14 protein-coding genes are annotated in these 18577 nt (G+C 46.5%); all 14 read right to left on the reverse strand.

The window, feature by feature from the left end:
- Nucleotides 1-12: 12 nt before the first annotated feature.
- Complete coding sequence (locus DW183_RS06790; protein WP_118281221.1) at nucleotides 13-723, reverse strand: nucleotide-binding protein; 711 nt, start codon at nucleotides 721-723, stop codon at nucleotides 13-15.
- An 11-nt stretch (nucleotides 724-734) separates the two neighbouring features.
- Nucleotides 735-1415, reverse strand: coding sequence for a septum site-determining protein MinC (locus DW183_RS06795; RefSeq protein ID WP_118281222.1), 681 nt, complete (start codon nucleotides 1413-1415; stop codon nucleotides 735-737).
- 13 nt (nucleotides 1416-1428) lie between these two features.
- Nucleotides 1429-4287, reverse strand: coding sequence for a penicillin-binding transpeptidase domain-containing protein (locus DW183_RS06800; RefSeq protein ID WP_243069528.1), 2859 nt, complete (start codon nucleotides 4285-4287; stop codon nucleotides 1429-1431).
- Nucleotides 4280-4816: a rod shape-determining protein MreD gene (gene mreD / locus DW183_RS06805; protein WP_118281223.1), complete on the reverse strand. Its 537-nt coding sequence runs from the start codon at nucleotides 4814-4816 to the stop codon at nucleotides 4280-4282. The genes DW183_RS06800 and mreD overlap by 8 nt, the downstream gene beginning before the upstream one ends.
- A 2-nt stretch (nucleotides 4817-4818) precedes the next feature.
- The gene (gene mreC, locus DW183_RS06810) at nucleotides 4819-5673 is read right to left on the reverse strand and encodes a rod shape-determining protein MreC (RefSeq protein WP_118281224.1); all 855 of its coding nucleotides are present in this window, start codon (nucleotides 5671-5673) and stop codon (nucleotides 4819-4821) included.
- A 12-nt stretch (nucleotides 5674-5685) separates the two neighbouring features.
- On the reverse strand, nucleotides 5686-6699 hold the full coding sequence (gene mreB / locus DW183_RS06815; RefSeq protein ID WP_118281225.1) for a rod shape-determining protein: 1014 nt from the start codon (nucleotides 6697-6699) through the stop codon (nucleotides 5686-5688).
- Nucleotides 6700-6761: 62 nt separating this feature from the next.
- Entirely contained in the window at nucleotides 6762-8030 is a 1269-nt protein-coding gene (locus DW183_RS06820; protein ID WP_442969793.1) for a methionine gamma-lyase family protein, read from the reverse strand.
- Between the two features lie 24 nt (nucleotides 8031-8054).
- Nucleotides 8055-8999 (reverse strand): tRNA (adenosine(37)-N6)-dimethylallyltransferase MiaA, encoded by a 945-nt coding sequence (gene miaA, locus DW183_RS06825; protein ID WP_118281227.1) that lies wholly within the window; start codon nucleotides 8997-8999, stop codon nucleotides 8055-8057.
- 2 nt (nucleotides 9000-9001) lie between these two features.
- Nucleotides 9002-10903: a DNA mismatch repair endonuclease MutL gene (mutL, locus tag DW183_RS06830; RefSeq protein WP_118281228.1), complete on the reverse strand. Its 1902-nt coding sequence runs from the start codon at nucleotides 10901-10903 to the stop codon at nucleotides 9002-9004.
- Nucleotides 10897-13569 carry a DNA mismatch repair protein MutS gene (mutS, locus tag DW183_RS06835; RefSeq protein WP_243069529.1) on the reverse strand — a complete coding sequence of 891 codons (2673 nt, stop codon included), beginning with the start codon at nucleotides 13567-13569 and terminating at the stop codon, nucleotides 10897-10899. Before mutS ends, mutL begins: the two co-directional genes overlap by 7 nt.
- Nucleotides 13559-15184, reverse strand: coding sequence for an NAD(P)/FAD-dependent oxidoreductase (locus DW183_RS06840; RefSeq protein WP_118281229.1), 1626 nt, complete (start codon nucleotides 15182-15184; stop codon nucleotides 13559-13561). The genes mutS and DW183_RS06840 overlap by 11 nt, the downstream gene beginning before the upstream one ends.
- Complete coding sequence (locus tag DW183_RS06845) at nucleotides 15181-16434, reverse strand: NAD(P)/FAD-dependent oxidoreductase (protein WP_118281230.1); 1254 nt, start codon at nucleotides 16432-16434, stop codon at nucleotides 15181-15183. Before DW183_RS06845 ends, DW183_RS06840 begins: the two co-directional genes overlap by 4 nt.
- 70 nt (nucleotides 16435-16504) lie before the next feature.
- On the reverse strand, nucleotides 16505-16864 hold the full coding sequence (locus DW183_RS06850) for a hypothetical protein (protein ID WP_118281231.1): 360 nt from the start codon (nucleotides 16862-16864) through the stop codon (nucleotides 16505-16507).
- A 42-nt stretch (nucleotides 16865-16906) separates the two neighbouring features.
- The gene (locus tag DW183_RS06855) at nucleotides 16907-18571 is read right to left on the reverse strand and encodes a putative polysaccharide biosynthesis protein (protein WP_118281232.1); all 1665 of its coding nucleotides are present in this window, start codon (nucleotides 18569-18571) and stop codon (nucleotides 16907-16909) included.
- Between the last annotated feature and the right edge of the window lie 6 nt (nucleotides 18572-18577).

Genomic DNA, 18577 nt, shown 5'->3' on the forward strand with positions numbered 1-18577 from the left:
AACTACTCTCTTCTATTCTGTCTCTTTTGCCGGCATCAGGATGGTCCGACAGATCGGCAGGATCTCCTTGCCCCGGATCAGAAAATCTGACGGCATAGCGCATTTCTTATGCATATCGGGCAGACTGCCCAAATACTCTGCATGAAAGGCATGTCTTGCCATCTCCTGCAGCCTGCTGCGGTTGCGTCTTTTTGCCATATCAGGTCCCATCTGATTAAAAATAAGACGGGCTGGAAGTCCTTGCTTTTGCAGAACATGGCAAAAGGATAAGGCATCAGCCAGAGAGGCCTGGCTCATGGTCACGACCACAAGTGCCTGATCTACATAGGGAAACATAGCCTGATGTATCGGCGTGATCCCCGCCGGCGTATCGATCAAGACAATATCAAACTGCGCCTTTAATTTTTCGATCAGGCAGGAAAAGGCATCTTCCGGTAAGGAAAAATCATAATTCCTGCTGCCCGGCATAATATAAAATGTACGATTGGAATCCAGTGGTAAAAGAGCCTGCCGATAGGAACAAACGCCCTTTAATACATCCACCAGATTATATATGATCTTATTTTCCAAATGAAAATATAAGTCGAGGTTCCTTAGTCCGAAGTCTGTATCCAACATGACAACGGTCTTATCCATGCGTGCGAATTGGCTTCCAAGCATGGCACACAGTGTCGTCTTTCCAACGCCACCCTTGCCCGAAGCGACCATAAACACATCGCCCACAACAAATCTCCTTATAAATGTTTTAATAGTCCACTCCGAAGTGGCTCCGCCAGAAGTTCCTGTTCCCAGACAACGACCGCATATGGCTCGCTCTCACTCTTTCTGGAGCGGAAAGACCATTTACTCGCCACCTTGACATCGCCTGCGACCTTGCCGATCTGCATGTGAGCGGCATTGATCTGATTGGCAGCGATATAGCATTTGTCATCCTCAGGATAACCGGCATAAACACTGCCTTCCAGACTGCCCATAACGATGACATTGCCGGCGGCCTGAACACTCGCCTTTGACTTGACATCACCAAGGATCACAATGCTTCCGTCTGACGTCACGACATCCTTCTTTGTCACACTACCCATAATAATTTTAGCATTCTCATAAATATTTTCATAGTAGAATCTGTCGATTTTTTCTTTCATTTCGATATTCTTTAATTCGTTGTCTTCCTCGATCAAAGAAATCGTAATGTCCGAATTTAACTGGATCGCCTCCACGATGACCGCGGCTTCCTCAGCACTGACCGGACGCCCCTCAATGGAAAGCACAAGTGTGGCAGTTCCAAAGAAACTGCGCGATGTGGCAAATTTTTTGCAGATCTCCCGCACTAATTGTTCAAAAGAAATCTCCCGATCCAAAACCAGTGTCAGTCCATAAGGACTGCTCTTGATCACTACAGAATCTTTTTTAACCATAAGCGCCTCCCTTTTAATCTGTCACACTGTTGGTGGTAGTCTCTGTGTTGGCACCACTCTCCGCAATGTTTTCCAGCGTCTTTTCGCCGAAGTAATAAGACATGATCTCAGCCGCAACAACGGATGCATTGCTGGATCCATATCCATGTGCGATACGGGTCGCAACCGCGATCTCCGGATCTGTATATGGTGCATATCCTACAAAAAGAGCGTGGTTTGGTCGAAGCAGGGACTCCTGCGCCGTACCTGTTTTTCCGGCTGCCGCAACGCTGGTTCCCTTAAATGCCGACAGGTCTTCTACGACCATACGAAGGCCGGAATTTAAGGTCGACCATTCACTGTCCGTCAATGCCGTGATCTGATTTTTCACAGCTGGACTGTATGTTGCAACGGTCTCTCCGCTCGCCGGATCCTCCACATGGTCTAAAAGTGTCAGATCGTAGACAGTTCCGCGGTTGGAAACTGCCGTGATATAACGTGCCAATGAGATCGTCGTAAAGTTGTTATCAGACTGACCAATGGCAGCCATGACTGGGAATTCCGTTGCCGGTGTCGGCGTAGACTCATCGATCTCTACGCCCGTCTTGGAATCCAAGCCATACATAGATGCATATTTGGCAAGTTTTTCAATACCCTGACTGTCATTATAATTATTGCTGTTGCCACCAGCCAGATCATACCCCACTTCATAAAAGAAATAGTTGCAGGAAAAACGCAATGCCTCAGCCACATTGATCAGACCATGTGTACTTCGCGGATAGATCCAACATTCCGGTTTATTGCTGACTTTTTCAAACTTACCCTGATCCAGGATCTGGGTTGAAGTCGTAATGACATTTTCTGCAAGCCCGGCGGTCGCACTGACGATCTTGTAGGTAGAACCCGGTGCCGTCTTCTGCTGAGTCGCATGGTTATAAAGCGGTTCCGACTTACTGTTGGTCAGATAAGCATAATAGGTAGAATCCACCGAATTTGCCAGTTTGTTGTTGTCATAGCCCGGATAAGAGACACAAGCCAGAACCTCGCCGGTCTTTGAATCAATGACGACAGCAGATCCGGAACAAGGATCCAGTCCCAACTGCCCCGGTGTGATCTCAAGGTTCTTGATCTTATCCAAGACAAAACTGTAAGCAGAGATACGACCAGACAAGAGTGCATCGTGTGTCGTATCATCCTCCGGCAGAACGCCCTGCTCATATAAAAGAGCACACAACTGGTTGCCGGATATCATATCCTGCTGAATAGCATATTTGTAGACCAGTTTTTCAAAAGATGCATCGGTCTGCAACTGATCCAAGACATAGTCAATCAAAAGACCGTACAATTCATCCGTATCCACATACTTGGTATCTTTTGCATATTTTGTAATGTCGATCCAGTTCTGCTCGATCGCATAGAGTAAGTATTCGTTGACACTCAAAGACTCACTGGTCCATTTGGTCTGCATCTCATCCGAGGCGTCGATCGCATCTTTATCAAAAATGCCCTGTTTTTTCAGATAGGTCACAATGTAAGTCGCATAATCCTGATATTCCTCGGACAGATCCTTATAGACCGTACCGGTGGTCGGCTTAAGCTGGCTTTGCAACTGGCTGAATACATCCGCTGTCTTTTTATCATAAGCAGACTTTACTGACCTCTCTGTATCCGTTGCATCCGCATCGGAAAACTTTGAGGTATCGATCAGGTTGTTATTGATAAAGGAATGATAGACATCATAGACCGGGATCATGATATCCGATTCTTCTCCTGTCGTATGATAGGTCTTGATATTGGCGATCTTGGAATAGACAATACTTGCGATCTCTTTTTCCAGAGCGCGGTAGGTCGCCTCCTGTAGATCCTTGTCGATCGACAGATAGACATCATCCCCGGATTCCGGCTCCTCATAATCCGATACCTGGATCAGATTACCGACACTGTCTACATAAAGTTTTTGTTTGCCCTTGGTACCGGACAGATAATCGTTCATGACCTGTTCGATGCCGGATTTACCAACTACATCTGTCAGTTCGACGGAATCGTCATCCTTCTTTTTTTCGTTGTATTCATCAGTAGAAATGGTACCGGTATAACCGATGATATGTGCAAAATACTCGCTGTCTACATATTTACGGATCGAAGTTTCCTTGATGTCTACGCCGGTCAGTTCATTGCTGTTTTCCTTGATATAGGCAACAGACTCATCACTGACATTGCTGGCTATGGTCGTAGCAATATATTTCTGATAAGAATTCTGTCCGATATTGTAACGCACGATACAGATCTTATAGCGCATTTCTCCATCATATTTGTCGGAAATGTTGTAGCGTTCCTCTCCCATCAGATAGTCCATGATCTGATCCGGTGTGGCTTCCGCTTCATCAAATCCCAGTTTGTCATTGTATTCCAGATCATCAATGCTTGCATGTCCAAAAACATCCGCACGGAAACGCTGTAATGCTGTGCCGCTGTCATTGACAAAGGAATATTGACCGGAAGAAGACCGCGTAATACCAAAATTATTGTCAATACTGTCACCGTTCGCCTCGATATGGGTGATGATGTCAGAAATCTCCTGGTTCATCTTTTTATTGCGGTCTTTTCTGTTCTCATAAGTGCCGTTGTCTTCAATGGTAATGGCGTAGGCAAGTTCATTGTAGGCAAGGAGTTTGCCATTGCAGTCGTATATGTTGCCACGGGTCGCTGCGATCGTCTCATCCTTTTCTACAGTCAGGTCATAATTTTCCTGATAATCGGCACCGCGGACGATCTGCAAGACAAAAAGACGGGTGATCAGTATGCCCGCAAGCAAAACCATAACAGCCGTCAATACACGCAAACGCGACGTAAATATTCGATTCGTCAAAAAATCTTTTATTTGCTCAAACAAGTTTTCTAGAACTCCTTTTATTATCTTTGTCCAATCGCTGATTGATCTTTAAGATGACATAATAAATCGGGATGGCAACCAAAATCGTATAAGTGACCTCCGGTAAAATAAGGTTGGTCAGATAAAAGAGGAAGTCGTATCTTCCACGGAATAAAAACAGAACGACAAAGACTGCAATCCCATAGATCAGGTCACTCAGACCGATCACGGCAAGCGGTAATTTGATATCATCACCAAAGAAGAGCTTTTTGAACAGACCACACAAAAATCCCAGATAAAGATAGAGGATCGCATATAATCCAAAAGTCGTACCGCTAAAGAAATCCAAAATCAGTCCACTGCAAAAGCCTATGATCATCCCTTGTTTGCGTCCTCGCATCAATCCGTAAGAAGTGATGATGATGACCATGATATTGGGTGTGACACCTGCCAGTTCCACGTGTGGGAACACGGTCGTCTGCAATAAAAATCCTACAATGACGATAGCAAGAACCACAAGAATATATTTTATGATACCCTTGATCTCCATGACTACTTACCTGTCTCCTTTAACTGCGTGATCACAAGCACATCCTGTAAATGTTTAAAATCGACCACCGGTGTGATCTCGCCCGATTTGGTCAGATTGTTATTGTCCTCTGTGATATCTGTCACATAGCCGATCAAAAGTCCTGGCAGATACTTGTCACTGATGTTGCTGGTAACAACAGAATCTCCTGTGGAAACCTTATCCTCACTGTCTTCTAAATTAGAAAAAGTGATCATGTTGGATTCCGTCATGGACTTGAGATTACCGGATACGATACAGTTGTCATTGTTGGATAAGATCATACCGCTGACATTGCTGGTGTCGTCGATAATAGCACGTACTACCGCATAATTCTTGCCCACATCTGTCACGATGCCGACCAGTCCGCTTCCTGCGATGACGTTCATATCTACCTTGATCCCATCCTTGGAGCCTTTGTCGATCGTAAAGGTATTAAACCAGTTGCTGGTTCCCTTGCCGATCACGTGTGCCCCGGTCGTCTTGTAGTCTGCATAAGTCTGATCCAGATCATATAACTCCCGCAAAGTATCCAGTTCGGATTGCTGCAATCTGGTATTGGTCAGTTGTGTGGAAAGTTCGTCTATCTGCTCCTGTAACTGCTCATTCTCTGCGATCAACTGCTCCTTGGTCTTGGTATCATCACTGTTGATGGAGATAGATTCACCCACATAGTCCAAGCCCTTTTGCATTGGCACAAAGACATAGTTACAGATGGTCCGTATCGGTTCTCCAGCATAACCGGTCGCATAGCCGGCAAAGAGCAGCATGATACAGATCACAGTCAAAAGCAATAAAACATATTTACTTGGAAAAGAAGATTTTCCTCTGCGCTTCATAAAATCCTACCTTTATTTAAAAATTCTTGTTCGCATACTATAGCCAAAGCGTTTGTATTTGGCATCTGTCAAAACTTTTTCCAGTCCCAGAGCCGTTGTCTCTTTTGCATGCTCACTAACATTAACCTTAATGTTTGTCACTTCTGTGAACAGATCGGAAAGATCTGCGATGGCTGCACTGCCACCGGTCAGATAAATACCGGAATACACGATATCTTTTGCGAGTTCCGGCGGAACCTTCTCCAAGATCATCTTGATGGAATTGCAAAGATTTTCCAGATCAGACTTGATACCGTCATAAACGGTAGATGCCTGCACTTCCATTTCGATCGGCAGACCGCTTACCACATCACGTCCGACTACCGTCATAGAAGCCTCTTTGCCAGGCATTGCACTGCCGATATTCTCTTTTAACTGACAGGCTGTCTTGCGTCCGATCAAAAGATTAAACTTGCGCTTCATGTGTGTCACGATGGCATCATCCAGATGATTGCCGCCAAATGGCAATAATTCTGTCAGTACCAGTCCGCCCAGGGAAATCACAGAGATCTCTGTCGTATCGGCACCAAAATCAACGACCATGACACCGGTCGGTTCTGTGATATCCAGATCCATACCAATGGCATCTGCCAGTGGCTTTTCACATAAAAGCACACTGTGTGGCTTGGTCTTGGAACGGGCAAACATATCGTAAAATGCCTTTTTTTCTACCTCTGTGATGTCGGTAGGAACGGCAACCACGATGTCCGATCCCTTGATCCTTGCCTTTGCTTTCTTTTCTAAGACCTCAAATAACATGGTCTGCATATTATCAAAATCAGCGATCACACCAGATACGATCGGAAATGAGACAGCGATCGTCTCCGGTGCCTTCTCATACATAGAATATGCATCATCGCCATAGGCATACATCTGATCTTTGTCTACAATGGCGATGGTATTTTTCACATTGATGATCTCACTGCTGTTGCTGCTATAAATTTTAAGGTTATTGGTTCCCATATCAATTCCATATGAATTGCTCATTTGTTCTTCCTCCGTTGCCTTTGTCAAAACATTCTTGGCTACATTATTTTATATTAGCATAATTAAATACCCTTAACAAGATTGGCATCATAAAGTTTTTGCAGTGCCATCATGATACCGAGTTTGCCGTGATACCAGGTAAGTCCGCCCTGAAAAAAGGCTGTATATGGCGGGCGGAGCGGTCCGTCTGCGCTGAGTTCGATGGAAGATCCCTGGACAAAAGCACCTGCCGCCATGATGACCTGACTGTCATAGCCCGGCATATCCCACGGCTCCGGTGTCACATAGGAATCTACCGGTGCTGCTGCCTGGATCCCCTGGCAAAAAGCGATCAATCCTTCCGGCTTTTCAAAAGTCACTGCCTGAATGATGTCATGTCTGGACTCACTACCGTTCGGAATGACGGCAAAGCCCAGTCGTTCAAATACATTTGCCGCAAAGATGGCACTCTTTAAGGCCGCGTTTACCACCGTTGGAGCCAGAAAAAATCCCTGGAAGAAAGACTGCATCATGCCAAGGGATGCACCGACTTCCTTGCCCAGTCCCGGTGAGGTCAGACGGTATGCCGCATTTTCGACACATTCTTTCTTTCCGACAATATAGCCGCCGATCGGTGCCAGTCCACCGCCCGGGTTTTTGATGAGAGAACCGACGATCATATCAGCGCCGACTTCCAGTGGCTCTCTCTTTTCTACAAATTCGCCATAACAGTTATCGACCATACAGATGACATCCGGCTTGACCTCCTTGATAAAGGAGATCAACTGACCAATGCGTTCTACCGATAATGTCGGTCTGGAAGCGTAGCCCTTAGAACGCTGGATGGTCACGAGTTTTGTGCGGTCATTGATGGCATTTCTGATCCCATCAAAATCAAATCCGCCATCGGCAAGCAGATCGACCTGGGCATAGGTCACACCATATTCTGCCAAAGATCCCTTAGACGGGCGGATACCGATCACCTCTTCTAAAGTATCGTATGGTTTTCCGACCGGGGATAAGATCTCGTCACCCGGACGGACATTTGACATCAGTGCCAATGCCAGCGCATGTGTCCCACAGGTGATCTGCGGACGTACCAGTGCGGCTTCTCCTTTAAAGCAGGTCGCATAAACCTCCTCTAAGGTATCACGCCCCAGATCGTTATAGCCATAACCGGTGGTTCCGTTAAAGCACTCGGCACTCACGCGGTGTTTCTGCATGGCTGCCAGCACCTTCATCTGATTGTACTCTGCAACCTCATCCAGTTTTTCAAATCTATCTTTGAGGGATGCCTCCACCTCCAGACAAAAATCTGAAACGGCATCCGCGATCCCAAAGTTTTTATACATTTCTTTCATATCTGATCTATTCTCCTAGTTTTCTTTTTGCATATTTTTTATCATGTAGGTCAAAATAGCGGCATTGTCATAGGAAAAATCCGCCTTATTGATCCAGATAACTTCCGGTTTGCTGTGAAACCAGGTCAACTGCCGTTTGGCAAAATGTCTGGTATCTCTTTTGATGCGGTAGATACCTTCCTCCAGACTGCAACTTCCATCTAAAACATCAAAGAGTTCCTTGTAACCCAGTCCCTGCATAGACACCATATCCTTGGTATAGCCCATTTTCTGCAAATGATCGACCTCATCCAAAAGTCCTTCTTCCATCATCTGATCCACTCGCTTATCAATGCGTCTGTAAAGATTTTCCCTGTCGTCATTTAAAACAAAATAACGAAAATCATAAGGTGATTCTTTTTGTCTTTGTTCCTGATTATGTAGGGAGATCGGCTTGCCGTGCATCCGGTAATATTCCAGTGCCCTTATCACACGTTTGATATTATTGGGATGGATGGTATCCGCGCTGGCAGGATCAACCTGACGCAGACGATCGTGCAAGGCAAGTGCACCCTCCGCCTTTGCAAAGGCTTCTAATTCCGCCCGGATCTTTCCGTCACTGTCTTCTTTGGAAAAATCCGTATCATACAAAAGTGCCTGAATATAAAAGCCCGTACCGCCGACTGCAATGGGAATATGCCCGCGCTCATAGATCTCTGCCATAGCCTCTTTTGCCATAGCGACAAAGCGCGCCACATGAAATTCCTCATCCGGCAACAACTCATCTACCAGATAATGCCTGATGCCATCCATTTCCTCCGACCGGATCTTGGCGGAACCGATATCCATATATTTGTAGACCTGCATAGAATCACAGGAAATGATCTCGCCTCCGATTGCTTTTGCAAGAGAGATAGAAAGTTCTGTCTTTCCTACTGCCGTTGGTCCGGCAAGGATGATCAAAGGTGGTTTCTTGCTCATAATTATACGATCCTCTTAAATTTCTTCTCTAATTCATATTTGGTCATGGCTATGATCGTCGGTCTGCCATGTGGGCAATGGTAAGGATTTTCCAAGGATAACAATTCATCCAGCAATTCCTCGATCTCCGGATAAGACAGGCGGTTGTTTCCCTTGACCGCCGCCTTGCAGGACATGGAAGCCACTTTTTCTACGATCATATCGTGACCGTCATTGCCTTTTAATTCGCCGCAGGAAGCCAGCAGTTCCATAAAAAATTCTTTGACATCAAAGGAAAAGAGATTGCCCGGCACACCCTCAATGGCAAATTCATTGCCACCAAAAGAGGAAATGACATAGCCCAATTCCGAAAAGACTTCCTCGTAGCGTTTCAGGATATCCTGCTCTGCTTTGGTCAGCGATACAATGATCGGCGGGCTGACGTATTGTGTCGTCATCTCCTTATCCTGCAGCTGCTTCATCATGCGCTCAAATAAGACTTTTTCATGGGCGGCATGCTGGTCGATGATATACAACTTATTGTCATGCTCGATCAGCCAGTAGGTATCAAAGACCTGTCCGATGATACGGTGCTTGGCACGCGCCTGCTCGGATAAAAACGAGGTCTGCTCATAAGTAACCTTTTCCTCCCGGCTCTGGTCCTGCTCTTTTTCCTTTTCCTGATAATACTCCTGGTACTTTCTTTCGTATGGCGTGTCCGCATGGATCTGTGCCGTGATCTTCTGGCGCATTTTTTCCAGACGGGACTTTTCAAAAGGTTCCGGTGCCACTTCTATTATGGTTTCTTCTTTTTTGCTCTCCGGTTCGCATGTCATAGACTCACTCCCCGGATCTGTCGCATCGTTCTCTGTCGTCTTACGCAAAGGAGCAGCCTGCACATTTTCATCTAAGGTCACCTCGGCAATGTCCTCTCTTTGATGCAGACGTTCAAAGATCAGCGACTTAAAGATGTCCGCGATTGCCATCTCATCATCAAAGCGGACTTCCTGCTTGGTCGGATGTACATTCACATCCACAGATGCTTCCTTGGTCGTGATCATCAGGACACAGAAAGGATACTGATGCTGCATCAGATAGCCCACATAGCCTTCTTCCACAGACTTGGAAAGCAGGGGACTCTTGATATATCTGCCGTTGATATAAAAATTCTCCAGACTGCGGTTGCCGCGCGCCACATTGGAATTACCGATAAAACCACTGACTTTTAAAAGATCGGTCTCCTTTTCTACCGCAAGCAGGTTGGATGCGATCAGTCTGCCGTAGATCTGATAAATGGTATCCATGAGATTGCCATTGCCGGAGGTATGTATCTTTTCTTTTTTATTGGAAATAAGGCAGAAAGAAATATCCGGGTGCGACAGTGCCAGCCGCTCCATCAGTTCGGAAATATAGGAGGCTTCCGTCGTGTCTGTCTTTAAAAATTTCTTGCGTGCCGGGGTGTTAAAGAACAACTGATAGACCATGATCGTCGTTCCATCCGGTGCCCCGATCTTATCCAAAGATACTTCCTTAGAGCCCTCGATCACATAGCGCACGCCCATAAGGGTATCTGCCGGTTTGGTGATCATTTCTACCCTGGAGACCGCACTGATGCTGGAAAGCGCCTCACCGCGAAAGCCTAGGGTATGAATATCCGCCAGTTCGGATGCGTCCCGGAGTTTTGACGTAGAATGGCGCATAAAAGCGACAGACAATTCGTCCTCCGGGATGCCACAGCCGTTGTCCGTAATGCGGATATAGGATTTGCCGCCATCCTTGATCTCGACCGTGATGGCAGATGCCCCTGCATCGATCGCATTTTCCACAAGTTCCTTTACGACAGAGGAAGGTCTTTCAACGACCTCTCCTGCCGCGATCTTATCTATTGTCGATTTTTCCAGAACCGCTATCTTATTTCTTACCATCGATTTCTTACCTTTACCTGTAGTTCATTGAGCGCATTCATTGCTTCCAGTGGTGTCATATGACTGATGTCCAGATTGCGGAGTTCGTCAATGATCGCATCATCACTGACCGTATCCAAAAAGGACATCTGTGCCTTGTCTACATCATCCAGTGGCTTGGTCTGTTTTTTGCCGCCTGTCGTCTGCCCTTCGACCGCAATATTTTTTGCCAGGTCTACAATATCATTTTCACAAAGCTGGGTCACAATGCGGTTGGCACGATCAATGACCTCATCCGGCAAACCTGCCAATTTGGCAACCGCGATACCATAACTCTTGTCCGCGCCGCCCGGGACGATCTTTCGTAAAAATACAATATCATCACCGTTTTCTTTTACGGCAATGCAGTAGTTATGTACACCCTCTAATTTGCCTTCCAACTCCGTCAATTCGTGATAATGGGTGGCAAATAAGGTCTTGGCTCCGATCAGTTTGACATTGCTGATATGCTCGACTACTGCCCAGGCAATGCTGAGTCCGTCAAAGGTACTTGTTCCCCGTCCGATCTCATCCAAGATCAAAAGGGAGTCCTTGGTAGCGTTGCGCAAAATGTTTGCTACTTCATTCATCTCTACCATAAAGGTGGACTGTCCGCTCGCCAGATCGTCCGATGCACCTACACGGGTAAAGATACGGTCTACAATACCGATATTTGCTGACTTTGCCGGAACAAAGCATCCGATCTGTGCCATGAGTACGATCAATGCACTCTGGCGCATATAGGTAGATTTTCCTGCCATATTTGGACCGGTAATGATGGAAACACGCTGCTTTTTGTTGTCTAAATAGGTGTCGTTATCAATAAAGAGCTGCTGATCCATCATCTGCTCGACCACCGGATGTCTACCACCCTTGATGTCAATCAGGCCGCGCGTATTGATCTTTGGTCTGCAATAATGGTTCTTTTCTGCCACATAGGCAAGGGATGCATAGACATCCAGTCTGGCAATGGCTTTTGCCGTTGTCTGAATACGGGACACCTCCGACGCAATGCGGTTGCGCAACTGCCGGAACAATTCGTATTCCAAGGAGATCAGTTTATCTTCCGCTCCCAAAATGGTATCTTCCAACTCTTTTAATTCCGGGGTAAAGAAACGTTCTGCATTGGCAAGCGTCTGTTTTCTCTGATAATCCGCCGGTACCAGATCCTTATAGGAATTGGTCACTTCCAGATAATAGCCAAAAACCTTGTTGTATTTGATCTTTAGATTTTTGATCCCGGTACGCTCTCTTTCTTTCGCTTCCAGTTCTGCCAGCCACTTTTTGCCCTCGGTCTTGGCTTTTCTGAGGCGGTCTACTTCCTCATTGTAACCATCCTTTAAGATGCCGCCGTCTCTGGAAGATATCGGTGGTTCTTCACAGATTGCCGCATCAATATCTGCACAGATATCCGATAAACTATCGATATTTTCAGAAAGTTCCACCAGATTTTTTGACTTAAAGTCTGCCAGCACGGTCTTGATCGCCGGCAACATGGCAACCGAATTTTTAAATGCCAGAAGATCACGCGGATTTGCCGTCTGATATACGATACGGGTGTTCAAACGTTCCAGATCATAGATCGGATTTAAGTATTCCCGCAATTCTTCTCTTGCCATCATATTATGTAAAAGTTCGTCTACGGCATCCAGCCGGTCAGTGATCAGGTCGGCATTGGTCAGGGGCTGTTCGACATCAGAACGGAGCATTCTTGCTCCCATGGCAGTCTTGGTCTTATCCAAGACCCAGAGCAGGGAACCTCTTTTTTGCTTTTCCCGCAAGGTCTCGACCAATTCCAGATTGCGTCTGGTCGAAGAATCCAAGAGCATAAAATTGCCATTGAGATAAGGCTGCACATGGTTGAACTGTTCCAAGGATGACTTCTGGATCTCGGTCAGGTACTTCATCAAAGCACCGGCAGAAATACTTCCCATAGGGAACTCTTCCAGACCAAGGGCAGACAGCCGACTGGTGTGGAAATGTTCCAGCAAGACAGCCACAGCCAGACGGTCATCAAAATAATGAGCATCCAATTTTGCGATGGAGATCTGCATGCGTTCTTTGAGATCCGCAATATCGATACCGCTGATGGTAAAATTCTCATTGCAGATGATCTCCGATGGCACATATTTATTGATCTCGTCCAGACAGGAACGGTTGGAATCCACTTCTGTAACAAAGAAATCCGCCGTCGTCACATCTGCGATCGACAGACCGTATTTGTCACCGTCGAAAAAGATGCCCATAATATAATTGTTCTTGGACTCGTCCAAAGACATAGCATCCATATTGGTGCCCGGTGTTACGATACGGGTCACGGCACGCTTTACCATGCCCTTGGCTTCTTTTGGATCCTCGATCTGTTCGCAGACAGCCACTTTATAACCTCTTTGTACCAGGCGTGTCAGATAGGTCTCTGCTGCGTGATATGGCACGCCACACATGGGAGCACGTTCCTCAAGCCCACAACTTTTTCCGGTCAAAGTCAGTTCCAGTTCCTTGGATACGATCTCAGCATCCTCAAAGAACATTTCATAGAAATCACCCAGACGATAAAACAGGATACAGTCCGGATTGGCATCCTTAGTCTGTATGTAATGCTGCATCATGGGCGTTAATTGTTCAAAATCTACACTTTTATGATTCATAATTCACCTGATATCTCTTTATAATCTCTTCTGCAACTTTCATGCCATCCATAGCAGCAGACGTGATCCCGCCTGCATAACCGGCACCTTCTCCGCAAGGATATATCCCCTCCACACTGCCGACAAAGGATCCGTCTCTATGGATGCGGATAGGCGAAGATGTCCTGCTTTCAATGCCGGATAATATGGCATCTTTTCGGTCAAAGCCTGTCATTTTATGCCCGAACAAGGTCATGCCCTCCACAAAAGATGCATTGATCTCCTCAGAAAAAAGTTCCCGCAGATTGGCAAAATCTGTCTTTCCCTTGGTAAGCGAAGCAAAATCGCCATAGGAAGAACTTTTGACATTGCTGCAAAAATCACCGTATAACTGCTGGGGAACGGCTCCCTTTGCCAGGGTATAAGCCTTCTTTTCCAGTGCCATCTGATAAGCGATCGCTCCCATGGGATCATCTAGGGCATACTCGCCCGCCCCCACGGAAACCACAATGGCACTGTTGGCATTGGCAGAATCCCGCTTGGAATAACTCATACCGTTGACCGCCAGATGTTCCTGCATGGAAGATGCATTGACGACATAGCCACCCGGACACATACAAAAGGAATAGACACCACGTCCGTTTTTTAATTTGGTCGCCATCTTATAAGGGGCTGCCGCCAAAAAGCCCGGCGCATCCTTACCGTATTGCGCCTCCTGGATCATGGTCTGTGGATGTTCAATGCGCAGTCCGACCGCAAATTCCTTGGCACTCATGGAGAGTCCGCCCTCATAAAGCATCTGAAAGGAATCTCTGGCACTGTGTCCTAAGGCAAGCACCGCCACTCCGGCATCCAGCCTAATGGTCTCATTTAGACCTGCCTGTCGGATCTTTAAGGCAGACAAAACGCCATCCTTGACCTCAAAATCCTCAAACTTTGTCTCAAAATAGACAAGTCCACCAAGGCGCCGGATCTCCTGTCGCATATTCTTTACGACTTCCTGCAGGATGTCCGTACCGATATGTGGCTTTGCATCCCAAAGGATCTGCCTTGGTGCCCCAAATTCCACAAAAGTCTGCAAAACAAATTGATTTCTGCCGGTCTTGTCCTTAGTCAATGTATTTAATTTACCATCCGAAAAGGTTCCGGCTCCGCCCTCACCAAACTGCACGTTGGACTCTGTATCAAGCAATCCGGTCTGCCAGAATTTTTCCACATCCGCCTGTCTATCTTCGACTGCGCGTCCTCTTTCCAAAAGGATGGGTGAAAAACCGGCGCGTGCCAGCAAAAGCCCGCAAAAAAGCCCTGCCGGTCCCATACCGACAATAACCGGGCGCTTAGAGAGTGGCTGTTCTCCGCTCTTTGGCATCTGAAAAGTCATCGGTTGATACAGGGAAATGTCCGTATCCTTTGCGCATTTCTTTAGTAACTTCTTTTCCTGATGGATGTCCAGACGAACCGCCACGGTATAAATATAAAAAAGATCCGGCTTTTTCCTTGCGTCGATCGAACGCTTCAAGATCTCTATCTCGTAGATCGATGCTACCGTAATATGTATTTTCTTTGCGACCGCCTGCCGTATGCCTTCTGTCTCCTGCTCCGACACGGCAACCTTTAACTGTCTGATTAAGATCATTTTCTTTTTCCTATACAATGCATGCCTGCAAGGGCTCCGCTGGACCATGCCCATTGCAGATTATAGCCTCCACAGATACCGTCCACATCAAGGACTTCTCCTGCAAAGAAAAGTCCCGGCACAAGTTCAGATTCCATAGTCTTTGGATCGATCCTGTCGGTCTTTACGCCGCCTGCCGTAACCTGCGCATTGGAAAATCCATGGGTATCCGTGATCTTTACTACATAATGACGCAGGGCTGCCAAGAGGCAGGTCACATCCTCTTTGTCACAATCTCCTGCCAGTTTTTCTGCCGAAAGCCCGGCTCTTTTTAAGATCGGGGCGATCAGTTTGTCGTGCAAGAGTCCCTGTAAACTCTGCTCCAAGGTCAGGTTTCCTTCCCGCATATGCAAACGTCTCTGTAAGAGTTCTTCCGCCTCTGTCTTAGCATACTCTGGCAAAAAGTCCACATCCAGACAGACATCTTTTTTCTCCAAGAGTCCATATGCCGCCAGCCGGCTGGACTGAAAGACTACAATGCCTGAAAGCCCATAATCAGTGATCTGTAATTCTCCCTGCCAGAAAGCGGTCTTCTTATCGTCGATCCAGGTCGTGATCCCGGCATCTGCCCGAACACCCGCAGCCATTTTTACCAAAGGATCCGCCGCATGCAGTTGCACAAGTGCCGGTACCGGCTCTGCGATCTCATGCCCCAGACAGGACGCCAGATAATAACCGTCCCCCCGGCTGCCACGGATAGCAGATGCCTTGCCGCCACAGGCAAGAATGACGCTTCCTGCCGTAAAGGTCTCTTTATCCGCCGTCGTAACGAGAAATCCCGGATCTGTCATTTCGATACGTTTGACCTGTTTTTCCATGACCAGCGTCACAGACAGCCTTTGGATCTCTTGTAATAAAGCCCCCTGAACACTCTTTGCCTGCTTGCTCCGCGGATACAAAAGCCCCTCCTGTTCATAGGGCTCAATGCCAAGCCCTCGAAAGAAATCTTCCGTATCCTGCTCTGAAAAGGCAGCAAAGACCTGCTCTAAGAAAGCCCTGTCGGCTCCATAATAATTGTGCAGGTCTATAGCCCGGTTGGTGTAATTACACTTGCCGTTTCCGGTCGCCAAAATCTTTTTTCCAAGTCTATCATTAAATTCGATCACAAGGACAGATGCACCGGCTCTGGCTGCAAAAATAGCCGCCATCATACCTGCGGCTCCGCCGCCTGCCACAATGACATCATATCCCCTACTGCTAGTATTCTTCATAAAAATCACCACATGTCATTGTAGCATAAGCCCTGTCAATTCTCAACACTGGCGAGGCAGTTTTATATAACTAACTGCTGTAATTTTCCAAAAAGGCAAAGAGATCTTTTTCGCTGGAAAAATCCATGCCGTCTCTTAAGTCTTCGACCACATCTTCCGGCAGGCGCTCCTTTGCGATATCCGTCGTCAGATACTTTTTCCAGTCAACGATCTCATAAACTACGACCGTGTCATTTTCTAAGAGCACCATATACTTTGCCTGGTTTTCACTGGCACTTGGTATGCTGGAATTTTCGGTCAGAAGCATCCTGTCTTCTTCCTCCGCCTCTCTCTGGTCTTTTTCACTTGTTTTTGCAATGGCAAAAAAGATGAGTGCCAGAGCCACCAGTCCAATACATAAAAAAATACAAATACTGTTTGTTCGTTTCATTTTCATCACCACAAACAGTATTTGCATTTCAAAAAAATATATTCATGATTCCTGCAACAAGTGCATTTTCTTTGCCAGCGCAATGATAGTATTGCCTTTTGGCATACGCGCCAGTTCGGATTCTGTCAGTCCCTTCATCAGCAAAAGCAGAACAAAGTAGATCAGAACACCGACACAGATACTAAGAATCGTTGCAATTGCATTGGAATTGATGATCTTGTGCACCAGTTCATAGGACAGGAAAACTCCGATTCCCATCACGATGGACGCAAACAGCGGAATGATATAGGTCTTTTGCAGATTCACCCTTGCTCCACTATAACGGCGCAGTGCCAGATCATTTAAGATGCAGACACACAGTCCGTAAATATTATTAGCGATCACGACCGCATAGATATTCAGATCAAACAGTTCCATCAAAAGGAATAAGGCTATGACATGTACCAACAAAGAGATCACAGCATTGATGACCGGTGTCTTCATGCGGTCGATCCCCTGCAAAAGTCCATTGGTCAGGGTCGATAGTCCAAAGAGTGCAATGGAAATGGTTCCCAGCAGCATGATCATCATAGTCGTCTTGTCTCCATCATGGAATAAAAGCAGGTTGAGCGGTCTGCCCAAGATTGCCATGCCGATCGTTGACGGAATTGCAATGACCATAATAAAACGTGTCGCCAGAGAGATCTGTCGATTTACCGTATCAAAATCTTTGGCATGGTATGCTGTAGAAAGACTCGGTACACTGGATGCCGCCAAAGAAGATGCAATGGAGATCGGAACATTGGTCAGAACAATAAACTGACCGGAATATACACCCCACCATTCCGAAATCTGCTTTGCAGAATAGCCTTGTAAAGATGCGATATTTTTAAATACACCCTGGTCAATAAGGGTGCTGACATTGTAAACGATCGTGCTGAGCAGGATCGGGAAAATGGTCAGTAAAAGCATCTTTAATACATGTCCATAGGACTCCTGCTCGCGATGATGGTCGCGCCGCATACGCTTTTTAAAGCGTTTCCGATAGACAAGATAAACAAAGAGCACAAATAGGAAAGCCAGAAAGGCACCTGCCGCCGTACCAAGGGTTCCACCCGCAGCACCATAGGCTGCCGCGTAAGCATCCGCATCACCTAATACCGCTCCTACCCTCTTTCCGTAGGAATAAAGCATATAAGCGGCAACCACACTGACGATGGCATTTAAGATCTGCTCCGCTACCTGGGAAAAGGCACTCGGCATCATGGTATTTAAGCCCTGGAAAAATCCTCGGAATACACCGAGCAGAGCCACGACAAATACGGTCGGTGCCAGAACCTTAAGAGCGATCGCACTCAAAGGTGTCTTTAGCAGTGTCCCGGTAAAGTAATCGGCACCAAAATACAAGAGCAAAGCACCAAGCCCGCCACTAACGATAGCAAATCCAAGCGCTCCCTTAAATACCCGGAAAGCATCTTTTGCTCTGCCATTTCCCATTCTGGATGCGACCAGTTTGGAGACCGCCAGCGGCAGACTGAATGATGACATGATCAATATAATATTGTATATACTGTATGCCGTTCCATAATAATCATTACCCGTCTTTCCAATGATCGCCGTCAACGGGATACGATAAATAAGTCCCACGATACGGCTGATAATGGATGCAATGGCAAGGATGGATCCCTGCATAATAAAACTGGCATCACTGTTCTTTGACTTACCCAATTTTTA

This window comes from Roseburia sp. AM16-25 (assembly GCF_003473825.1).
Classification (GTDB): Bacteria; Bacillota; Clostridia; order Lachnospirales; family Lachnospiraceae; genus Pararoseburia; species Pararoseburia lenta.